At 66.7% G+C, this 16,990-nt stretch carries 17 protein-coding genes and 2 tRNA genes; 8 read left to right on the top strand and 11 right to left on the bottom strand.

Going from position 1 to position 16,990, the window contains the following annotated elements; all coding sequences use genetic code 11:
* Nucleotides 1–5 precede the first annotated feature (5 nt).
* From ACHFFA_RS00685 to ACHFFA_RS00650, 8 genes are all read right to left on the bottom strand, one after another.
* The gene (locus ACHFFA_RS00685; protein ID WP_394268909.1) at nucleotides 6–770 is read right to left on the bottom strand and encodes an ABC transporter permease; all 765 of its coding nucleotides are present in this window, start codon (nucleotides 768–770) and stop codon (nucleotides 6–8) included.
* A complete protein-coding gene (locus tag ACHFFA_RS00680) occupies nucleotides 767–1,723 on the bottom strand; it encodes an ABC transporter ATP-binding protein (protein WP_394268908.1) in 957 nt (318 codons plus the stop codon). The genes ACHFFA_RS00685 and ACHFFA_RS00680 overlap by 4 nt, the downstream gene beginning before the upstream one ends.
* A gap of 7 nt (nucleotides 1,724–1,730) precedes the next feature.
* Nucleotides 1,731–2,198 carry a hypothetical protein gene (locus ACHFFA_RS00675; RefSeq protein WP_394268907.1) on the bottom strand — a complete coding sequence of 156 codons (468 nt, stop codon included), beginning with the start codon at nucleotides 2,196–2,198 and terminating at the stop codon, nucleotides 1,731–1,733.
* 11 nt (nucleotides 2,199–2,209) lie between these two features.
* Nucleotides 2,210–3,241, bottom strand: coding sequence for a tRNA preQ1(34) S-adenosylmethionine ribosyltransferase-isomerase QueA (queA, locus tag ACHFFA_RS00670; RefSeq protein WP_394268906.1), 1,032 nt, complete (start codon nucleotides 3,239–3,241; stop codon nucleotides 2,210–2,212).
* 40 nt (nucleotides 3,242–3,281) lie between these two features.
* Nucleotides 3,282–3,992 carry a peptidylprolyl isomerase gene (locus ACHFFA_RS00665; protein WP_394268905.1) on the bottom strand — a complete coding sequence of 237 codons (711 nt, stop codon included), beginning with the start codon at nucleotides 3,990–3,992 and terminating at the stop codon, nucleotides 3,282–3,284.
* Nucleotides 3,993–4,068: 76 nt separating this feature from the next.
* Complete coding sequence (coaD, locus tag ACHFFA_RS00660; protein ID WP_394268904.1) at nucleotides 4,069–4,581, bottom strand: pantetheine-phosphate adenylyltransferase; 513 nt, start codon at nucleotides 4,579–4,581, stop codon at nucleotides 4,069–4,071.
* On the bottom strand, nucleotides 4,581–5,471 hold the full coding sequence (locus ACHFFA_RS00655) for a polyprenyl synthetase family protein (protein WP_394268963.1): 891 nt from the start codon (nucleotides 5,469–5,471) through the stop codon (nucleotides 4,581–4,583). Before ACHFFA_RS00655 ends, coaD begins: the two co-directional genes overlap by 1 nt.
* A 25-nt stretch (nucleotides 5,472–5,496) precedes the next feature.
* Nucleotides 5,497–5,751 (bottom strand): exodeoxyribonuclease VII small subunit, encoded by a 255-nt coding sequence (locus ACHFFA_RS00650; RefSeq protein WP_394268903.1) that lies wholly within the window; start codon nucleotides 5,749–5,751, stop codon nucleotides 5,497–5,499.
* Nucleotides 5,752–5,869: 118 nt separating this feature from the next.
* Between ACHFFA_RS00650 and purL the strand changes: the two genes are divergently transcribed.
* Complete coding sequence (gene purL / locus ACHFFA_RS00645) at nucleotides 5,870–8,077, top strand: phosphoribosylformylglycinamidine synthase subunit PurL (protein WP_394268902.1); 2,208 nt, start codon at nucleotides 5,870–5,872, stop codon at nucleotides 8,075–8,077.
* 34 nt (nucleotides 8,078–8,111) lie between these two features.
* Here purL and ACHFFA_RS00640 read toward each other — a convergent pair whose 3' ends face one another.
* Nucleotides 8,112–8,942 carry a Coq4 family protein gene (locus ACHFFA_RS00640; RefSeq protein WP_394268901.1) on the bottom strand — a complete coding sequence of 277 codons (831 nt, stop codon included), beginning with the start codon at nucleotides 8,940–8,942 and terminating at the stop codon, nucleotides 8,112–8,114.
* Nucleotides 8,943–9,017: 75 nt separating this feature from the next.
* The gene (gene serB / locus ACHFFA_RS00635; RefSeq protein ID WP_394268900.1) at nucleotides 9,018–9,902 is read right to left on the bottom strand and encodes a phosphoserine phosphatase SerB; all 885 of its coding nucleotides are present in this window, start codon (nucleotides 9,900–9,902) and stop codon (nucleotides 9,018–9,020) included.
* Between serB and miaA the strand changes: the two genes are divergently transcribed.
* The 3 genes from miaA to ACHFFA_RS00620 all read left to right on the top strand — a co-directional run bounded on the left by miaA (nucleotide 9,895) and on the right by ACHFFA_RS00620 (nucleotide 13,016).
* Nucleotides 9,895–10,878 (top strand): tRNA (adenosine(37)-N6)-dimethylallyltransferase MiaA, encoded by a 984-nt coding sequence (gene miaA / locus ACHFFA_RS00630; RefSeq protein ID WP_394268899.1) that lies wholly within the window; start codon nucleotides 9,895–9,897, stop codon nucleotides 10,876–10,878. The two genes, serB and miaA, sit on opposite strands and share 8 nt — an antisense overlap.
* Before the next feature lie 30 nt (nucleotides 10,879–10,908).
* Nucleotides 10,909–11,958 (top strand): amidohydrolase family protein, encoded by a 1,050-nt coding sequence (locus tag ACHFFA_RS00625; protein WP_394268898.1) that lies wholly within the window; start codon nucleotides 10,909–10,911, stop codon nucleotides 11,956–11,958.
* 86 nt (nucleotides 11,959–12,044) lie between these two features.
* On the top strand, nucleotides 12,045–13,016 hold the full coding sequence (locus ACHFFA_RS00620; RefSeq protein ID WP_394268897.1) for an NAD(P)H-dependent flavin oxidoreductase: 972 nt from the start codon (nucleotides 12,045–12,047) through the stop codon (nucleotides 13,014–13,016).
* On the opposite strand, the gene ACHFFA_RS00615 is transcribed toward ACHFFA_RS00620, so the two are convergent.
* Nucleotides 13,013–13,498 carry a flavodoxin family protein gene (locus ACHFFA_RS00615; RefSeq protein WP_394268896.1) on the bottom strand — a complete coding sequence of 162 codons (486 nt, stop codon included), beginning with the start codon at nucleotides 13,496–13,498 and terminating at the stop codon, nucleotides 13,013–13,015. The two genes, ACHFFA_RS00620 and ACHFFA_RS00615, sit on opposite strands and share 4 nt — an antisense overlap.
* An 81-nt stretch (nucleotides 13,499–13,579) precedes the next feature.
* Between ACHFFA_RS00615 and recJ the strand changes: the two genes are divergently transcribed.
* From recJ to ACHFFA_RS00595, 4 genes are all read left to right on the top strand, one after another.
* Nucleotides 13,580–15,367 (top strand): single-stranded-DNA-specific exonuclease RecJ, encoded by a 1,788-nt coding sequence (recJ, locus tag ACHFFA_RS00610; protein ID WP_394268895.1) that lies wholly within the window; start codon nucleotides 13,580–13,582, stop codon nucleotides 15,365–15,367.
* Nucleotides 15,368–15,459: 92 nt separating this feature from the next.
* A tRNA-Glu gene (locus ACHFFA_RS00605) sits at nucleotides 15,460–15,534 on the top strand.
* Nucleotides 15,535–15,563: 29 nt separating this feature from the next.
* Nucleotides 15,564–15,638 (top strand) — tRNA-Glu (locus ACHFFA_RS00600).
* Nucleotides 15,639–15,714: 76 nt separating this feature from the next.
* Nucleotides 15,715–16,911, top strand: coding sequence for a sensor histidine kinase (locus tag ACHFFA_RS00595; RefSeq protein ID WP_394268894.1), 1,197 nt, complete (start codon nucleotides 15,715–15,717; stop codon nucleotides 16,909–16,911).
* Nucleotides 16,912–16,990 lie beyond the last annotated feature (79 nt).

Raw genomic sequence — 16,990 nt, 5'->3', positions numbered from 1 at the left:
GCCGGTCAGGACCGCAGCCGCCAGCCCGTGCGGAAGATGTAGGCGATGACCGCCACGCACAGCGCGAGAAAGCCGAGCGTGATGGCAAAGGAAACGCGGATGTCCACATCGGCGCTGCCATAGAAGGTCCAGCGCAGGCCGCTCACCAGATAGACGATCGGATTGAACAGGGCGATCGTGTCCCACGGGCGGGGCAGCATGTCGATCGAATAGAAGGTGCCGCCAAGGAAAGTCAGGGGGGTCAGGAACAGCAGCGGGATGATACCCAGCTTCTCGAAATTGTCGGCCCAGATACCCAGGATGAAGCCAAACAGGCTGAAGGCTGCCGCGACCAGAATGATGTACAGGAACGCCAGCACCGGGTGCGCGATCTGATAGTCGACGAAAAACCGCGCGGTGACGAGGATGATTGCGGCGAGGATCAGGCTCTTGGTGGCCGCCGCACCGACAAACCCGATCAGCGTTTCCGCCACCCCGACCGGTGCGGAGAGCAACTCGTAGATCGTCCCGGTGAAGCGGGGCATGTAGATGCCGAAGCTTGAATTGCTGGTGGTTTCGCCCAGCAGCGTGAGCATGAGCAGGCCGGGAATGATGAAGGCGCCGTATTCGACCCCGCCGAGGTCCGGCATCTGCCCGCCGATGGCGGCGCCGAAGACGATGAAATAGAGGGCCGTCGTCAATACCGGCGCCAGAACGGATTGGAACGCGGTGCGCAGGAAGCGCATCAGTTCGCGGGTGTATATCGCCCAGGTCGAGCGCCAGCTGATCATCGCGCGGCCTCTGCGGGCTTAACCTCGTCTTCGCCAAGCAGCGATACGAAGATGTCTTCGAGGCTGCTTTCGCGCACGTCGATCCCGGTGTAGTCGATGCCGGCTGCCAGCAGGCGCTTGGTCAAGTGCGCCACTTCCGCCTTGCCCTTGCCGGTGCCGTCACCGCCGCGATAGCGCAGGGCGGTGCCGCCATCTTCAAGTTCGACGGGCAGCCCGGCCAGTGCTTCGGGCAGTTCGCTCAGGGGCTCGGCCAGCGTGATATGCGCCTCGGTCCGTCCGAGACGCGCCATCATCGCGGCCTTTTCGTCGACCATGACCAGCCGCCCGCCGCGAATGATTCCGACCCGGTCGGCCATTTCCTCGGCTTCCTCGATATAGTGGGTCGTCAGGATGATCGTGGTGCCCCGCGCCCGCATCTGCGCGATGATCGCCCACATGCCCTTGCGCAGCTCGACGTCGACCCCGGCGGTCGGTTCGTCGAGGAACAGGAGATCGGGCTCGTGCGCCAGTGCCTTGGCGATCAGCACGCGCCGCTTCATGCCGCCCGAAAGCGCCATGATCCGTTCGTTGCGCTTGTCCCACAGGCTGAGCGAACGGAGGATTTCCTCGACCCTGGCCCTGTCCGGGCCAAGGCCGAACAAGCCCCGCGAATAGCTTACCGCACGCTCGACCGGCTCGAACATGTCGGTGCTTAGTTCCTGCGGCACCAGACCGATGCGGGCGCGAGCGCGGCGCCAGTCATGCGCCAGATCGTGGCCGAATGCCCGGATCGTGCCGCTGGTCGGCCGGACCAGTCCGCACACCGCGCCGATCAGCGTGGTCTTGCCGGCCCCGTTCGGACCCAGCAGGGCGAAAATCTCGCCCTGGCGGATCGTCAGGTCGACAGTGTCGAGCGCTTTCAATCCGCTCGGGTAGACCTTGGTCAGCCCGCTGAGTTCGAGGATCGGCTCCACCCGATGGCTACTCCGCCAGCTTCTGCATTGCCGCGGGATCCACGTAGCGGGCGTAGGCGATCAGGGCCTGCATTGCCGCAGGATCCTGCAGCAGTTCGCGCATGGCCATTTCACCGAGGCGACCACTTGCCGCCTCGATACCCATTGCATCGCGGTTCTTGACCAGCACCGCCATCTCGGCCTTGCACTCCACCGTCATCAGGCGAGTAAACAGCCTGGCCATCGCACGGTCGATCTCGTCCTTCTTGGCCGCGTCGACGGATGCGATATCCTTCATCGCCGGCGACATGACCAGGCTGGTACCCATCCACCGGGCCACGAGCATGCGATCCTCGCCGCTCGACTTGCCGACCAGGCATTCCCCCAACGCGGCGGATGCCTGATTGGGCACCGCGGTCAGTTGCGCCTGCGCGGCGGCAGGCATGACGCCCAGAAGGCTGGCGGCCAGAACAGTTCTGGCGATTATCTTTCGCATTTTCGTCCCCCTCATGGAATCAGCAGGCTGGAATCGCCGTAGCTGTAGAATCGGTAGCCATCGGCAATAGCGTGTGCATAGGCCGCTTGCATCCGTTCGCGCCCCATTAACGCACTGACCAGCATGAACAGTGTCGATTTGGGCAGGTGAAAGTTCGTCATCAGCCCGTCCACCGCGCGGAAGCGATAGCCGGGGGTGATGAAGATTTCGGTATCGCCGGCAAATTGCCGGATGGTCCCGTCCTCACCCGTGGCGCTTTCGAGCAGGCGCAGGCTGGTGGTGCCCACCGCGATGATCCGGCCACCATCGGCGCGGGCGCGGTTGAGCCGCTGTGCCACCTTGGGCTCGATCCGGCCCCATTCGGCATGCATCGCATGGTCGGCGGTATCCTCGGCCTTGACCGGCAGGAATGTCCCGGCGCCGACATGAAGGGTAAGCGTCTCCGAACCGATCCCCGCGGCGGCGAGCGCATTGGTCAGCCGCGGCGTGAAGTGGAGCGCGGCCGTGGGCGCGGCAACCGCGCCGTCCTCGCGCGCGAACATGGTCTGGTAGTCGGCACGATCCTGCGCGTCGGTCGCGCGGCGGCTGGCGATGTAGGGCGGCAGCGGCATCTGCCCTGCCCGCTCGAGCAGCACTTCGACCGGATCGTCTCCGGCGAAGTGGATCACATAGCTGCCATCGGGCAAGCGGCGTTCGGCCGTTGCCGACACCCCATCAGCGAAGGCAACGGCGTCTCCTTCACGCAACCGCTTCGCATTGCGCACGAAGGCCTGCCAACGGCGAAGGTCGATCCGCTTGTGCAAAGTCGCCCCGATCTTCGCCTCCCCCCGGCGGCCTTCGAGCTGGGCGGGAATGACGCGGGTATCGTTGAATACCAGCACGTCACCGCGGCGCAGGAGCTGCGGCAGGTCGGCAACGCTCCGGTCGAGGAACGGCGCCTGCCCGCCCTCGACCACCAGCATCCGCGCGCTGTCTCTCGGGTTCACCGGACGCACCGCGATCCGCTCGGGCGGGAGTTCGAAATCGAAAAGGTCGACCTTCATGCTGCGCGCCTGCCAAAGACGCGCCGCAAAGGCAAAGGGCTTAGCTGCCGATGGGGGCGTTCAGGTCTTCCGTCGTCACGCCGCCCGTCGGTGCGATCGGCTGAAATGCCGGCGCGGGGCGGTTGTCGCTGGCGATGGAGGCCTGCACGATCCGGGTCGGATTTGCTGGCGGTTCCCCCCGGTTGATCGCATCGACCGCATCCATCCCGGCGATCACGCGGCCGAAGTTGGTGTATTTCTTGTCGAGGCTGAAGCGGGGATAGAAAACGATGAAGAACTGGCTGTTGGCGCTGTCTTCCGCGGCGGCACGGGCCATCGATACCGTACCGCGGACATGCGGCATGGGGTTGAACTCGGCCGCCAGGTCAGGCAGCGGCGAGCCGCCCTGCCCGGTCCCGGTGGGATCGCCGGTCTGTGCCATGAAGCCATCGATCACGCGGTGGAAGATGACGCCATCGTAGAACCCGGTCCGCGCCAGTTCCTTCACGCGGGCGACATGCGCCGGTGCCCAGCTCGGCATCAGGCGGATGGCCACCCGCTGGCCATTGGAAAGGTCGAGCAGGAGGATATTCTCGCGCTCGGCCGACAGATCGTAATCGACCTTGCCGTAAACCGGTTGTGCCGGCGTGGCGGGAGGGGTCGCGGGAACGGTGGCGGCTGGCGTCTCGGCCGGCTGATCCTGTGCGGCCGCACCCAGGGGCGTGGCGGCGACAAGTGCGGCGGCGAGGAAAGCGAACGTCGGCTTCGGCATGAATATCCCGTCGGAAAGTCCTGATCGGCGTGCCCATTACCGTGCCGGCGCTGTCGGTTCAATGAATAGCTGGGGGCTAGTAATCGCCGCGCTGGCCCCGCGCGGCGACGCGGGCGACAACCTCGTCACACACCGCCGGGCTGACGAATGGGGCGATGTCGCCGCCGAACAAGGCGATCTCCTTGACCAGCCGCGAGGCGATCGGTTGCAGCGACACGTCGGCCATCAGGAAGACCGTCTCGATATCGTCGTCGAGTTGCTGGTTCATGCCGGCCATCTGGTATTCGTATTCGAAATCGGCCACCGCCCGCAGCCCGCGGACAAGAACGCTGGCCCCCATCCGCCGCGCGAACTTCACCAGCAGGGCGTTGAAGCCCACCACCTCGACATTGGCGAGGTCGAGCAGCCCGACCTCGCGCCGGACCATGGCCAGCCGCTCCTCGGTATCGAACATGGGGTCCTTGGACGGGTTGGTGGTGACGCCCACGATCAGCCGGTCGACCAGTTTCGAGCCGCGGCGGATGATGTCCGCATGACCCAGCGTGATGGGATCGAAAGTGCCGGGATAGACGCCGATCCGGGTGCTCATCAGTGATCCCTTCGCACGACGAAGCGCGCCAGCTCGATCAGCAGCTCGGCTTCGGCGCCATGGCTGGCGAGATGCTGCCCGGCCTGTTCGACAAGCACCGTCGCCTGCCGGCGCGCGGCGTCCCGCCCCATCAGGGTGACGAAGGTCTGCTTGCCCTGCCCCTCGTCCTTGCGCAGCGCCTTGCCGGCCTTGTCCTCGTCGCCCTCGACGTCGAGCAGGTCGTCCGCGATCTGGAAGGCAAGCCCGATATCGCGGGCATAGGCGCGCAGGTGCGTGCGTCCTTCCGGAGGCACCTTGCCGAGGATCGCGCCGAGTTCGACGCTGGCGGCCAGCAGCGCACCGGTCTTGAGCTGTTGCAGCCGGGTGACCTCCGGCAGATCGTAATCGCGTTGGGCCGAGGCAATGTCCATCATCTGCCCGCCGGCCATCCCGCCGTGCCCGCTTGCCCGTGCAAGCGTGGCGACGAGTTCGGACCGCACGAACGGGTCCGCGCTTGTACCCGGCATGGTCAGGATATCGAATGCAAGAGCGTGCAGGCTATCTCCGGCCAGAACCGCGACCGCCTCGCCAAAGGCCTTGTGAACGGTGGGTTTGCCATGCCGCAGGTCGTCATCGTCCATACATGGCAGATCGTCGTGGATCAGCGAATAGGCATGGATCGCCTCGACCGCGCAGCCGGCATTGACCGCCGCATCGCGCGCCACGCCGTAGAGCCTGGCGGTCGCGCAGACCAGCAATGGGCGCACCCGCTTGCCGCCCCCGATCACGGCATAGCGCATCGCCTCGAGCAGCGGCGCGCGCGAATCGTCGGGTACGGGCAGGAAGGCATCGAAGGCGGCATCGACGTCCTGCTGGATCGCGGCGAAGGCTTCGGCCAGTCGCTCGGGCATGGCACCGTCCACCCCGCGCTGCCCGTCAGCTTTCGGCATCGAAGGGCACCGTGCCAGTAGGCCTGCCCTCGGCATCCTGGACGATCTTTTCGATCCGCGCCTGCGCACTGTCGAGCCGGGCCTGGCACGCCTTGCGCAGCTCCTCGCCGCGAGCATAGAGGCTGATGCTTTCGTCGAGCGGGATATCGCCGCTCTCAAGCTGGCGCACGACCTGTTCAAGAGCGCGTAGTGCATCCTCGAACGACATGCTCTCGATCGGCTGTTCCGGCGGGGTCTCCATTGCGGGCAAGCTTTGACGGCGCTTGCCGCGCCGGTCAAGAACGCCGGCATCGGTTACACGCAGCGCTGCCCGGGCATGGGGCTGGCGATGCGTCCCAAGCGGCGCTAAGCGCGCTCGCATGAGCACGACCGGATCAGCCATCACCCCCGAAATCGTCGAACAGCATGGGTTGAGCCCCGAGGAATATCAGCGGGTGCTGCATGCACTGGGGCGCGAGCCGAACATGGTCGAGCTTGGCATCTTCTCGGTCATGTGGTCCGAGCATTGCAGCTACAAGTCGAGCCGCCTTCACCTCAAGAAACTGCCGACCGAGGCGCCCTGGGTGATCTGCGGCCCGGGCGAGAATGCCGGCGTGATCGATATCGGTGACGGGCAGGCGGCGATCTTCAAGATGGAAAGCCACAACCATCCTTCGTACATCGAACCCTATCAGGGCGCGGCGACGGGCGTCGGCGGCATTCTGCGCGATGTCTTCACGATGGGTGCAAGGCCTGTCGCCAACGCCAATGCCCTGCGCTTCGGGCGGCCCGAACACCCGCGGATGAAACATCTGGTACAGGGCGTGGTCGCCGGGATCGGCGGCTATGGCAATTGCGTCGGCGTGCCGACCGTCGCGGGCGAAACGAACTTCCACCCCGCCTATGACGGCAACATCCTCGTCAACGCGATGACGGTCGGCGTCGCCGATGCGGACAAGATCTTCTATTCCGCGGCGACGGGGGTCGGCAATCCGATCGTCTATGTCGGCTCCAAGACCGGGCGGGACGGCATCCACGGCGCCACCATGGCGAGCGCGGATTTCGGCGAGGATGCGGAGGAAAAGCGCCCCACCGTCCAGGTCGGCGATCCGTTCACCGAGAAGCTGCTTATCGAGGCGTGCCTCGAACTGATGGCGACCGATGCGATCGTTGCCATTCAGGACATGGGGGCGGCGGGCCTCACCTCCTCCAGCGTCGAGATGGCGACCAACGGCAAGGCCGGTATCCGGCTCGACATGAACCGGGTGCCGTGCCGCGAAGACGGCATGACGCCGTACGAAATGATGCTGAGCGAGAGCCAGGAGCGGATGCTGATGGTGCTGAAGCCCGGCCGCGAAGCCGAGGCCGAGGCGATCTTCCGCAAGTGGGAGCTGGACTTCGCCGTCATTGGCGAGGTCACCGATACCGGGCACATGGTGCTGGAATGGAATGGCGAGGTGGTATGCGACATTCCGCTGGGCCCGCTGGCCGCCGATGCCCCGGAATACGACCGCCCCTATCTCTCGCGCGACGAATACAAGGCATGGGCCGGCGTCGCGCCGCTGGGGGACTTGCCGGAAAGCGGCGACGTGGCGGCCGATCTCGTCACCCTGATGGGCAGCCCCGCGCTCGCCAGCAAGCGCTGGATCTACGAGCAGTATGACAGCCAGGTGGGCGCCGACACTCTCCAGACCGGAGGGGACGCCGGCGTGGTCCGGGTGCACGGAACGGGCAAGGCGCTGGCCATCACCACCGACTGCACTCCGCGCTATGTCCATGCCGACCCCTACGAGGGCGGCAAACAGGCCATCGCCGAGGCCTATCGCAACCTGTGCGCGGTGGGCGCGCGACCCTTGGCGGTGACCAACTGCCTCAACTTCGCCAACCCTCAGCGGCCCGAAATCATGGCCCAGCTGGTCCACGCGCTCGAGGGGATGGGCGAAGCGTGCCGCGCGCTCGATTTCCCGATCGTCAGCGGGAATGTCAGCCTCTACAACGAAAGCAAGGCGACCGGCGGCGGCAGTGCGATCCTGCCCACTCCGGCCATCGGCGGGGTCGGCATCATCGACGATTATTCCCGCATGGCTCGCATTGCGCTGCGCGACGGGATGAAGGTGCTGCGTCTGGGCGAACCGATGCAGATGCTGGGGCAAAGCCTGTGGCTGCGCGAAGTCCACGGCCGCGAGGATGGCCTGCCGCCGCGCGTCTTCCTCGAGGAAGAGCGCAAGCACGGCGAATTCGTGCGCGACCTGATCGCCTCCGGTCAGGCGTGGGTGGTGCACGACATAGCGGATGGCGGAATGCTGGTCGCGCTGGCGGAGATGGCGCTGGCCGGCGATGTCGGGGTCGAACTGCTTGGCCGGCCCGATACGAACACCCTGTTCGGCGAAACACAGGGCCATTACCTCATCGCGGTGCCAACCGGCGATGAAATCGCAATCCACGATGCGGCCGTCGCCAAGGGCATGACCTGCGAGATCATCGCCACCTCTGGCGGCGACGCGGTTGGCGGCGAGGAATGGTCGGTCCCGCTGGCCCGGCTGCGCCAGACCAACGAGGCCTTTTTTCAGGACTGGATGGAAGGCTGATCCGCCTGCGGCCGGGGCCGCGGCGGATCGCGGGTCAGGCCGCCTTGACCGGCACCGTTCCTGCGGCGAGCAGATCGTAAGGGTCGATCCCCTCTTCGCGCCAGATTCGGTGGCACTCCCTGTACCACGTTGGCTCGGGAATCTGCAGTTCGGCGCGAACATCGTCCAGCTGCATCGACAGCAGCAGCCTGATCGGGAGGTCCACCAGCGTCGGGCAGGCCGTACCGGTCCGATGCGCCTGGCGCACCGCCCGCAGCACCGGCGCCCGCGAATTCGTCAGCTTGCGAATATGGTGCGCGCCGGCATAGCCGATCAGAAGATGACCGTGGCTGGGTTGCTGACCATGGGTGAACAGCAGCACGCATTGTTCGCCCAGCGCGTCACGGCCGTAACCGGTGAGGATGTGCAGCAGGTCGTGCGTATCCCGGCTGCGGTCGATGTACCACTGGGTGAGATCGTCGAAATGCGGCCGCCCGATCTTCTCCGATTCGGCGACCAGACCGGCTGCCGAAAGTCCCTCGCGTTCCATGAAGTCGCAATAGGCGTGGGCAACGCTGCCCCTGGGCATCTTGCGCAAGGTTTCGTGACCGTCGAGAATCGGCGGCAGATACGCCTCGTCCCGCCGCAGCGCTTCACCATCGGCCGACAGGGTCAGCCGGCGAACCCGATGATCGAAATCGCGCGAGGGCAGCGATTCAAAGATCTTGAAGACATGGCTGGTCTCTTCCTTGTCCTGCAGCAGGTCGAGGAAGTGACCATATGCCTTTAACGGCCGATACCGCGGGCGCACGCGCGCGGGGTCGCGCAAGGGGGTGCCGTCGCTCGCCGCTTCGATGCCGGTATGGGGATGAGAGTGTTCGACCATCGTTGAACTCTTCCGATTGGGTAGCCAGTTCGCCACTACTGACATCAATGTAAATAAATCGTTCCGGCTTTGCAACTACCCCATCACCCATTCGCTGCGCGGAATGCCCAGCAGCGACAGGATCGCGGTGAGACTGGCGCTTTCGATCCGGCCATTGGCCGCGGCGCGCAGGATCGGCTTGGCGTGGCAGGCAAAACCGTAATCCGCCCCTTCGATCATGGGAACGTCGTTCGCCCCGTCGCCTGCCGCCAGCACGCGCGCCCCCTCGCCCAGCATGGCGCGTTCCTCGTCCAGCGCCGCCCGCTTGGTTTGTGCGTCGCTGATCGGCCCGACGAGCCCGCCGCTCAGACGGCCGGCGCTGACGGCGAGGCGGTTGGCCACCACCCGGTCGAACCCGACCTGTTCGGCCACCGGATCGGCGAAATGGTGAAACCCGCCGGTGACCAGCACCGTGCGGCAGCCCTTCGCCTTAAGCGTCTGCACCAGGGTTCGCGCGCCTTCGACCGGACGGATGCGTTCGTCAAGGCAGCGGGCAATCGCCTCTTCGTCCAACCCTTCGAGCAGGGCGACCCGTTCGCGCAGCGCCGCCCCGAAATCAAGCGCGCCCGCCATCGCCCGTTCGGTGATCGCGGCAATCTGCGGTTTGAGCCCGGCATAGTCGGCCAGTTCGTCGATGCATTCCTGGCCGATGATGGTGGAATCCATGTCGGAGACGAGCAGGCGCGGAACCTCGATATCGTGATCCGCTATCAGCATGTCGCACGGCCCGAAGGCCTCGTCGATGACGCTGCGCATGGTTGCCGCATCGCCATCCGCCAGCGCGATCTGCAACACGTCGCTACAGAAATCGAGCATCGATGCCATGGCGATCGGCATGCCCTCGGCGGCCAGCATGACGCTGGCACGGTCCAACCGGGTATCAAGCGCGTCGGCGTCTGCTATCAGCCGGGCGATGAGCACTGCGCACTCTCCTCTGAAGCCGCCGCTGGCGCTCATCGCAGGGCCGACTGCGAGCGGCAAGAGCGATCTCGCGGTGCGGCTGGCACAGGCGCTTCATCGCGGGGGGCGACAGGCCACCATCGTCAATGCCGACAGCGCACAGGTCTATGCCGACCTTGCCATCCTGTCGGCCCGGCCGGATGATCGCGAGATGGGCGGGATACGGCACCTGCTGTTCGGCGCGTGGGACGGCGCACAGGCCTGCTCCGCCGCCGACTGGGCAAGCGCCGCAAGAGACGTCATCGCCCGCCTGCACAGTGAGGGCGTGGTGCCGATCCTGTGCGGGGGGACGGGCCTTTACCTGCGCACCCTGCTCGACGGCATCGCCCCCATCCCGCCGATCGATCCCACTATCCGGACCGCGGTTCGCGCACTGGATCAACCGGTCGCCCGCGCGGCTCTGGAACAGGAGGATCCGGCGGCGGCGGCCCGGCTTGCCCCCGGCGACAGTGCGCGCACGATGCGCGCCCTCGAGGTGATCCGATCGACCGGGCGCACTCTTGCCCACTGGCAGCAGGAAAAGCGCGGCGGGATCGCCGGCGCGGTCACGCTGCATCCGCTGGTCCTGCTGCCGGAACGGGAATGGCTCTATGCCCGCTGCGACCGGCGGTTCGAGACGATGCTTGCCGCCGGCGCGGAGGCTGAGGTGGCCACCCTGCTGGCCCGCCAGCTCGATCCCGGCCTACCCGTCATGCGCGCGATCGGGGTGCCCGAAATTGCCGCCATGCTGCGCGGCGAAAAGACGCGTGAAGCCGCTGCCGAGGCGGGCAAGCTCGCCACGCACCGCTATGCCAAGCGGCAATACACCTGGTTCCGGCATCAGCCCCCTGCCGCCTGGGCGCGGGTAGCCGCCGCGCCTGACGACGTGGCGGAAGCCTTCCCCGCGCTGTTCGCAACTTCGTCAGCGAATGCCTTGTCGGCCGTCCCCCAATCGTGACACCATCGTGAAACCCCGAGGAGAACGCCGATGACCGAAGACATTCTCGAACCCTTGTTGCCGATCATCGACCCGCATCATCATTTGTGGGACTTGCGCCCGCTCCTCCCCGCCTTCCCCACGCCCCGCCACCCGTTCCTCGAGGCGATCGCAGGGGCGCCCTATTACACTTTCGACCAGCTTCATGCCGATACCCATTCGGGGCACCGGATCATTGCCACCGTCTATATGGAATGCGGCGCCTTTTACGACGGTTCGCGGCCGGAGGGGATGAAACCGGTGGGGGAGGTCGAGTTCGCCAACGGCGTGGCTGCACAGGGGGCAAGCGGCCTCTACGGCGAATGGCGCCCCTGCGCGGCCATCGTGGGGCACGCCGATCTGACGCTGGGCGACGAGGTTCGCCCGGTGATCGAGGCGCTGATCGCGGCCGGGAACGGCAGATTTCGCGGGATCCGTCACGCCGGCGCCTGGGATGCCGACCCCGAAGTGCTGGGCCCGCCCTTTCACGCGCCCGAGGGCCTGTACGGTTCCGAAGCCTTCCGGTCCGGCTTCGCCGCCTATGCCGACTTCGGCCTCACCTTCGATGCCTGGGTTCTCGAACCGCAGCTTGCCGAGGTGATCGACCTTGCCCGCGCCTTCCCGCAGCAAACCATCATCCTCGATCATTGCGGAACGCCGCTCGGCATCGCCAGCCATCAGGGCAGGCTGCACGAGAATTTCGACCGCTGGCGCCGCAGCATCCGGACGCTGGCGCAATGCGAAAACGTCGTCGTCAAACTCGGGGGTCTCGGCATGGCTTTCTGCGGACTGCCGGGCGACGGGCCTGCCAGGGGATACGGGTCAGACCATCTCGCTGCCCTGTGGCGGCCCTATGTCGAAACCTGCATCGAGGCGTTCGGCCCCGGGCGGGCGATGTTCGAATCGAATTATCCGGTCGATCGCTGGGGCGCGAGCTATCCGGTGCTGTGGAATGCGTTCAAGCGGCTCGCCGCCGGCGCATCGGCGGATGAGAAACAGGCATTGTTCGCGGGCACCGCGGCGCAGGTCTACGGGATCGAACACCTGCTGCCCGCGGACTGAAACCTGCCGCAACGTCACTCTCGACAGGCCGTACGGCGCGCCATAAGCCGCTGCTGGTTTCATTCAGCAACGCAAAGGCCATGCCCATGCCCCTTCCCGCCCCGTTCGACAAATTGCGCCTGCCGGTCATCGGCTCGCCCTTGTTCATCGTCTCGGGTCCGGAACTGGTCATTGCGCAATGCAAGGCGGGTATCGTCGGCAGTTTTCCCGCGCTCAACGCCCGCCCGCAAAGCGAACTCGACGAATGGCTGCACCGCATTACCGAGGAACTGGCGGCGCATAACCGCGCCAACCCCGATCGCCCCGCGGCGCCCTTTGCGGTCAACCAGATCGTCCACAAGTCGAACGACCGGATCGAGGCCGACATGGCGACCTGCGCCAAATGGCAGGTGCCGCTGGTCATCACCTCGCTGGGTGCGCGCGAGGAGATCTTCGACGCGGTGCGCGGCTGGGGCGGGATCACCATGCACGATGTCATCAACAGCCGCTTTGCCCGCAAGGCGATCGAGAAGGGCGCCGACGGCCTGATTCCGGTCGCTGCAGGCGCGGGCGGCCATGCCGGCACGCTAAGCCCGTTCGCGCTGATGCAGGAAATTCGCGAATGGTTCGGGGGCCTCGTCGCGCTGTCGGGTTCGATCGCGCACGGCCGTTCGATCCTCGCCGCGCAGGCGCTGGGGGCTGATTTCGCCTATATCGGTTCGCCCTGGATCGCGACGGAAGAGGCCAACGCCAGCGAGGGGTACAAGGACAGCATCGTGGCCGGCGGTGCCGATGGCATCGTCTATTCCAACCTCTTCACCGGGGTGCACGGCAATTACCTGCGCTCAAGCATCGAGAGCGCCGGGCTCGATCCCGACAATCTTCCGCACAGCGATCCCAGCAAGATGAACTTCGGCAGCGGCGGCAATACCAAGGCCAAGGCCTGGAAGGACATCTGGGGTTCGGGGCAAGGCATCGGCGTGGTCAACGAGGTCGCCCCGGTGGAGGCGACGGTCGCGCGGCTCGAACGCGAATATGCCGAGGCCCGGCGTGCGGTGATGGAACTGACGAGCGCCTAGAAGATGCCTTGTGCCAGCCCTTCGGCAAACGCTTCGCCGAGGGACCGGGCATCGCCCAGCGCGGGCTGCGGAACGGTCTTGGCGGCGGCAATCTGCGGGGCAGTCTGGGCCCCCAGATTGACGATCACGCCAGGCATGACCCGGCGCAGCCGCCAGCCCGTCACGATCCGGTCGAGCTGGCGCTGCGCTCCCTCGCCGTCCGACCCGGCGGCGATGATGGTTGCATAGGCGCGCCCCTCGATCCGCCCGAGGACGGGGTAATAACAGCGATCGAACATCTCCTTCATCTCGCCGCTTAACCCGGCGAGGTTTTCCGGCCCGACGAACAGGTACCCCCGCGCCGCCAGCAGCGCATCGGGGGATACCTCGCCGGCACGCACCATCTGCGAACCCGCCCCCGCCCCTGCTCCGGCTGCACGGGCGAGAGCCTCGCTCGCCCCGGTGCGGCTGTGCCAGACGATGAGGAGCGGCGGAGTGTCCATGGCCGCCATTCGATGCCCCGCCCTGTCGATTGTCAACTGCGGCGCCTTTCGCCCGGCCCGCCGCCCCGCTAGATGGACGCCATGGCAACGCACGCGATCCCCCATGTCTTCGGCGTATCCCGATCGCTGACGGGGCGTGCATGGCGCTGGCGCGGCGGCAACATGGAGCTTGGGCAAAGCGCGCTCGGCGATGGCGAGGCGATCGTTCGCCAGCTGCTCCTCGCGCGCGGGGTGGCGGAGGACGATCTGGCCCGCCACCGTGCGCCCACCTTGCGCGACTTCCTGCCCGATCCCAGCGAATTCAACGACATGGATGCCGCCGCCGACCGGCTGGCGCAGGCCATCTTCGGCCATGAGAAGATCGTCATCTACGGTGATTACGATGTCGACGGCGCGACCAGTTCGGCGCTGCTCATCCGCCTGCTGCGCGATCTCGGGGTGGAGGCAGGCTACTACATCCCTGACCGCCTGCTCGAAGGCTACGGCCCCTCGGGCGAGGCGCTGGTGCGACTGGCGGAAGAGGGATGCAGCCTCATCGTCACGGTCGACTGCGGGGCGATGGCGCACGAGGCCCTGCAACAGGCACGCGACGCCGGGGTCGACGTGATCGTGGTCGACCATCACAAATGCGCGCCCGAGCTTCCCCTTGCGGCGGCGCTGGTCAATCCAAACCGGCTCGATGAAAACGATCTCGCCGCCTCGCACGGCCACCTTGCCGCGGTCGGGGTCGCATTCCTGCTGGCGGTGGCGCTGGTGCGCGTGCTGCGGCGGCGTGGCTATTTCGATCGTTGCGCCGAGCCTGACCTGATGGGGCTGCTCGATCTGGTCGCCCTGGGGACGGTGGCCGATGTCGCCGCCCTGCACGGGCTCAACCGCGCGTTCGTCGCGCAAGGGCTGAAGGTCATGGCCCGGCGTCAGAACATCGGCCTTGCCGCGCTGATCGATGCCAGCCGCCTCAAGCGCGCGCCGATCTGTTCGGACCTGGGCTTTGCGCTGGGCCCGCGGATCAATGCGGGTGGCCGGGTCGGCGAATCGACCCTCGGCGTGCGGCTGCTGACCACCGCCGATCCGCACGAAGCGGCGACCATCGCCGCGCAGCTTTCCGCCCTCAACGAGGAGCGCCGGGCGATCGAGGCGGAGGTGCAGGCAGCGGCCGAAGCGCAGCTTTCCGGCCAGCACAACCGCGCGGTGCAGGTCGTTGCCGGCAGCGGCTGGCACCCCGGCGTCATCGGCATCGTCGCCGGTCGGATCAAGGAGAAGACCGGCAAGCCCGCGCTGGTGATCGCGATCGACGAGGCGAGCGGTCAGGGAAAGGGCTCGGGCCGTTCGATTGCCGGGGTCGATCTCGGCGCGGCCATCATCCGCGCACGCGGCGAAGGGCTTCTGGTGGCTGGCGGCGGACACGCAATGGCCGCCGGGCTGACGGTCGAAGCCGATGGGGTGGATGCATTCGCCGCGTGGCTGGACGAACATCTTGCCGAAACGGTCGCCCGGGCCTCGGAAACGCGCGAGATGCTGCTCGATCTCGGGGTTTCGGCCGGCGGGATGACCGCCGATCTCGTGCACTCGCTGGAACGGGGCGGGCCTTATGGCATGGGCTGGCCCGGTCCTCGCCTGGCGGTCGGCCCGGTTCGGCTGGTCAAATGCGACGTGGTCGGCAATGATCACGTGCGGATCATCGCAGCGGGCGATGACGGCCGCAGTTTCAAAGGCATCGCCTTTCGCGCGGCGGAGACCGATCTCGGCCAGACCCTGCTCAATGCCGCCCGCGGCCGCAAGCTGTGGCTCGCCGGCCGGGCGAAAGTTGACGACTGGGGTGCCGTTCCGGCGGCCGAACTTCATCTTGAAGACGCGGCCTACGCCGATTGACGGCTTTCGTCGGGCCCCGCCAATTGCAGGGTTGACGCATTTCCGGCCCTTGCCTAAGGCCGCCGCCACGCCACCGGCCCGGCATCGGGCATGGCCCCTTCGTCTAGCGGTTAGGACGCGGCCCTTTCACGGCTGAAACACGGGTTCGATTCCCGTAGGGGTCACCACGGTGGCGGTGCGATCACCTGAATGGTGCGGCCCCTTCGTCTAGCGGTCAGGACGCGGCCCTCTCACGGCTGAAACACGGGTTCGATTCCCGTAGGGGTCACCAGCAGGATCGCCGGCAACCGCGCCCTTCGCGAAAACCCGGCTTGGCTTTGCCGCCTGCCCGCCGCTATGCGCACGCGGTGAAAAGCGGTGCTATCCCTCGATTTGCCCTGGCTATTGCCCTTGTCACCTGCCTGGTGCTGCTGGTCCAAGGCGTCGGCTGGGCACTGGTGGCGGCGCTGGCGCTGGTGTGGGGCGGCACGCTGTGGCTCGCCGCGGCCCGCCCGCCCGAGACCCCCGGGCCTGCCCCGCGGCGGTCGCTCTCGCGCGACATGATGGGCGAACTGATCGAACAATCGCAGACGCCGATCATCGTCACCGAAAAGAAACGCATCGCCATCGCCAACCGCGAGGCGCGCGACCTCCTCGGCAGCCATATCGTCGGGCAGGACGTGCGCATGGCCCTGCGCCAGCCGGAAGCGGTCCGCCTGCTCGAGAACGAGGCCGACGGAACCGCGATCGTCCGCGGGCTGGCGCGGCGCCGTGATATCTGGCGGGTCGCCCGCAAGCAGCTGGGCGACGGGCTGGCGGTTATCGAATTCGTCAACCGCACCGCCGAAGCCGACATCTCGCGCGCCCATACCGACTTCGTCGCCAATGCCAGCCACGAACTGCGCACTCCGCTCGCCGCGATCCTCGGCTATGTCGAGACGTTGCGCGACGATGTGGAGCAGCTCGACCCGGCGACCGCGGAACGGTTTCTGGGGACGATCCAGCGCGAAGCCCGGCGATTGCAGGATCTGGTCAGCGATCTCATGTCGCTGTCGCGGATCGAGGCGGAGAAGCACGATCTGCCGGACGAGCTCGTCGACCTTACGGCACTGGTCGAACGGGCTGCGCGCGACGGCGCCGGAGCCGAACGTGCCGCCCGCCTCCAATTGCAGACCGGCGGCCCCTGCCATGTCAGGGGTGACAGCCAGCAGCTCGAGCAGCTGGTCCGCAATCTGGTCGACAATGCGTTCAAATATGGTGGCGAGGACGAGCCGGTAACCGTGGCTCTTGACTGCACGAACGGTGCGAAGGCCGTTCTGCGCGTGCAGGACCGCGGGGACGGGATAGCCGCAGAGCATCTGCCTCACCTGACCCGGCGGTTCTATCGCACCGATCCGGGCCGCAGCCGGGCGTCGGGGGGAACCGGTCTCGGCCTCGCCATCGTCAAGCACATCGTCGAGCGGCATCAAGGCCGGCTCGATATCGCCAGCACGCGCGGCGAAGGGTCGATTTTCGAGGTCCGCCTACCGCTCACGGCGCTGGAAGAGACGCCCCCGGCTGGCTGAGCGCAGGCGTCGTAGCATATCGTGACATTGCCGTGTCGGTTGTCATGGAAATGCAACATAACCGTCATACTCGGCCATC

Origin of the sequence: Qipengyuania sp. (genome assembly GCF_043423005.1) — a bacterium.
In the GTDB taxonomy this organism is placed as follows: Bacteria; Pseudomonadota; Alphaproteobacteria; order Sphingomonadales; family Sphingomonadaceae; genus Qipengyuania.
Note: the sequence above shows the minus strand (reverse complement) of the source record. Positions and strands in the feature narration are given on the sequence as shown.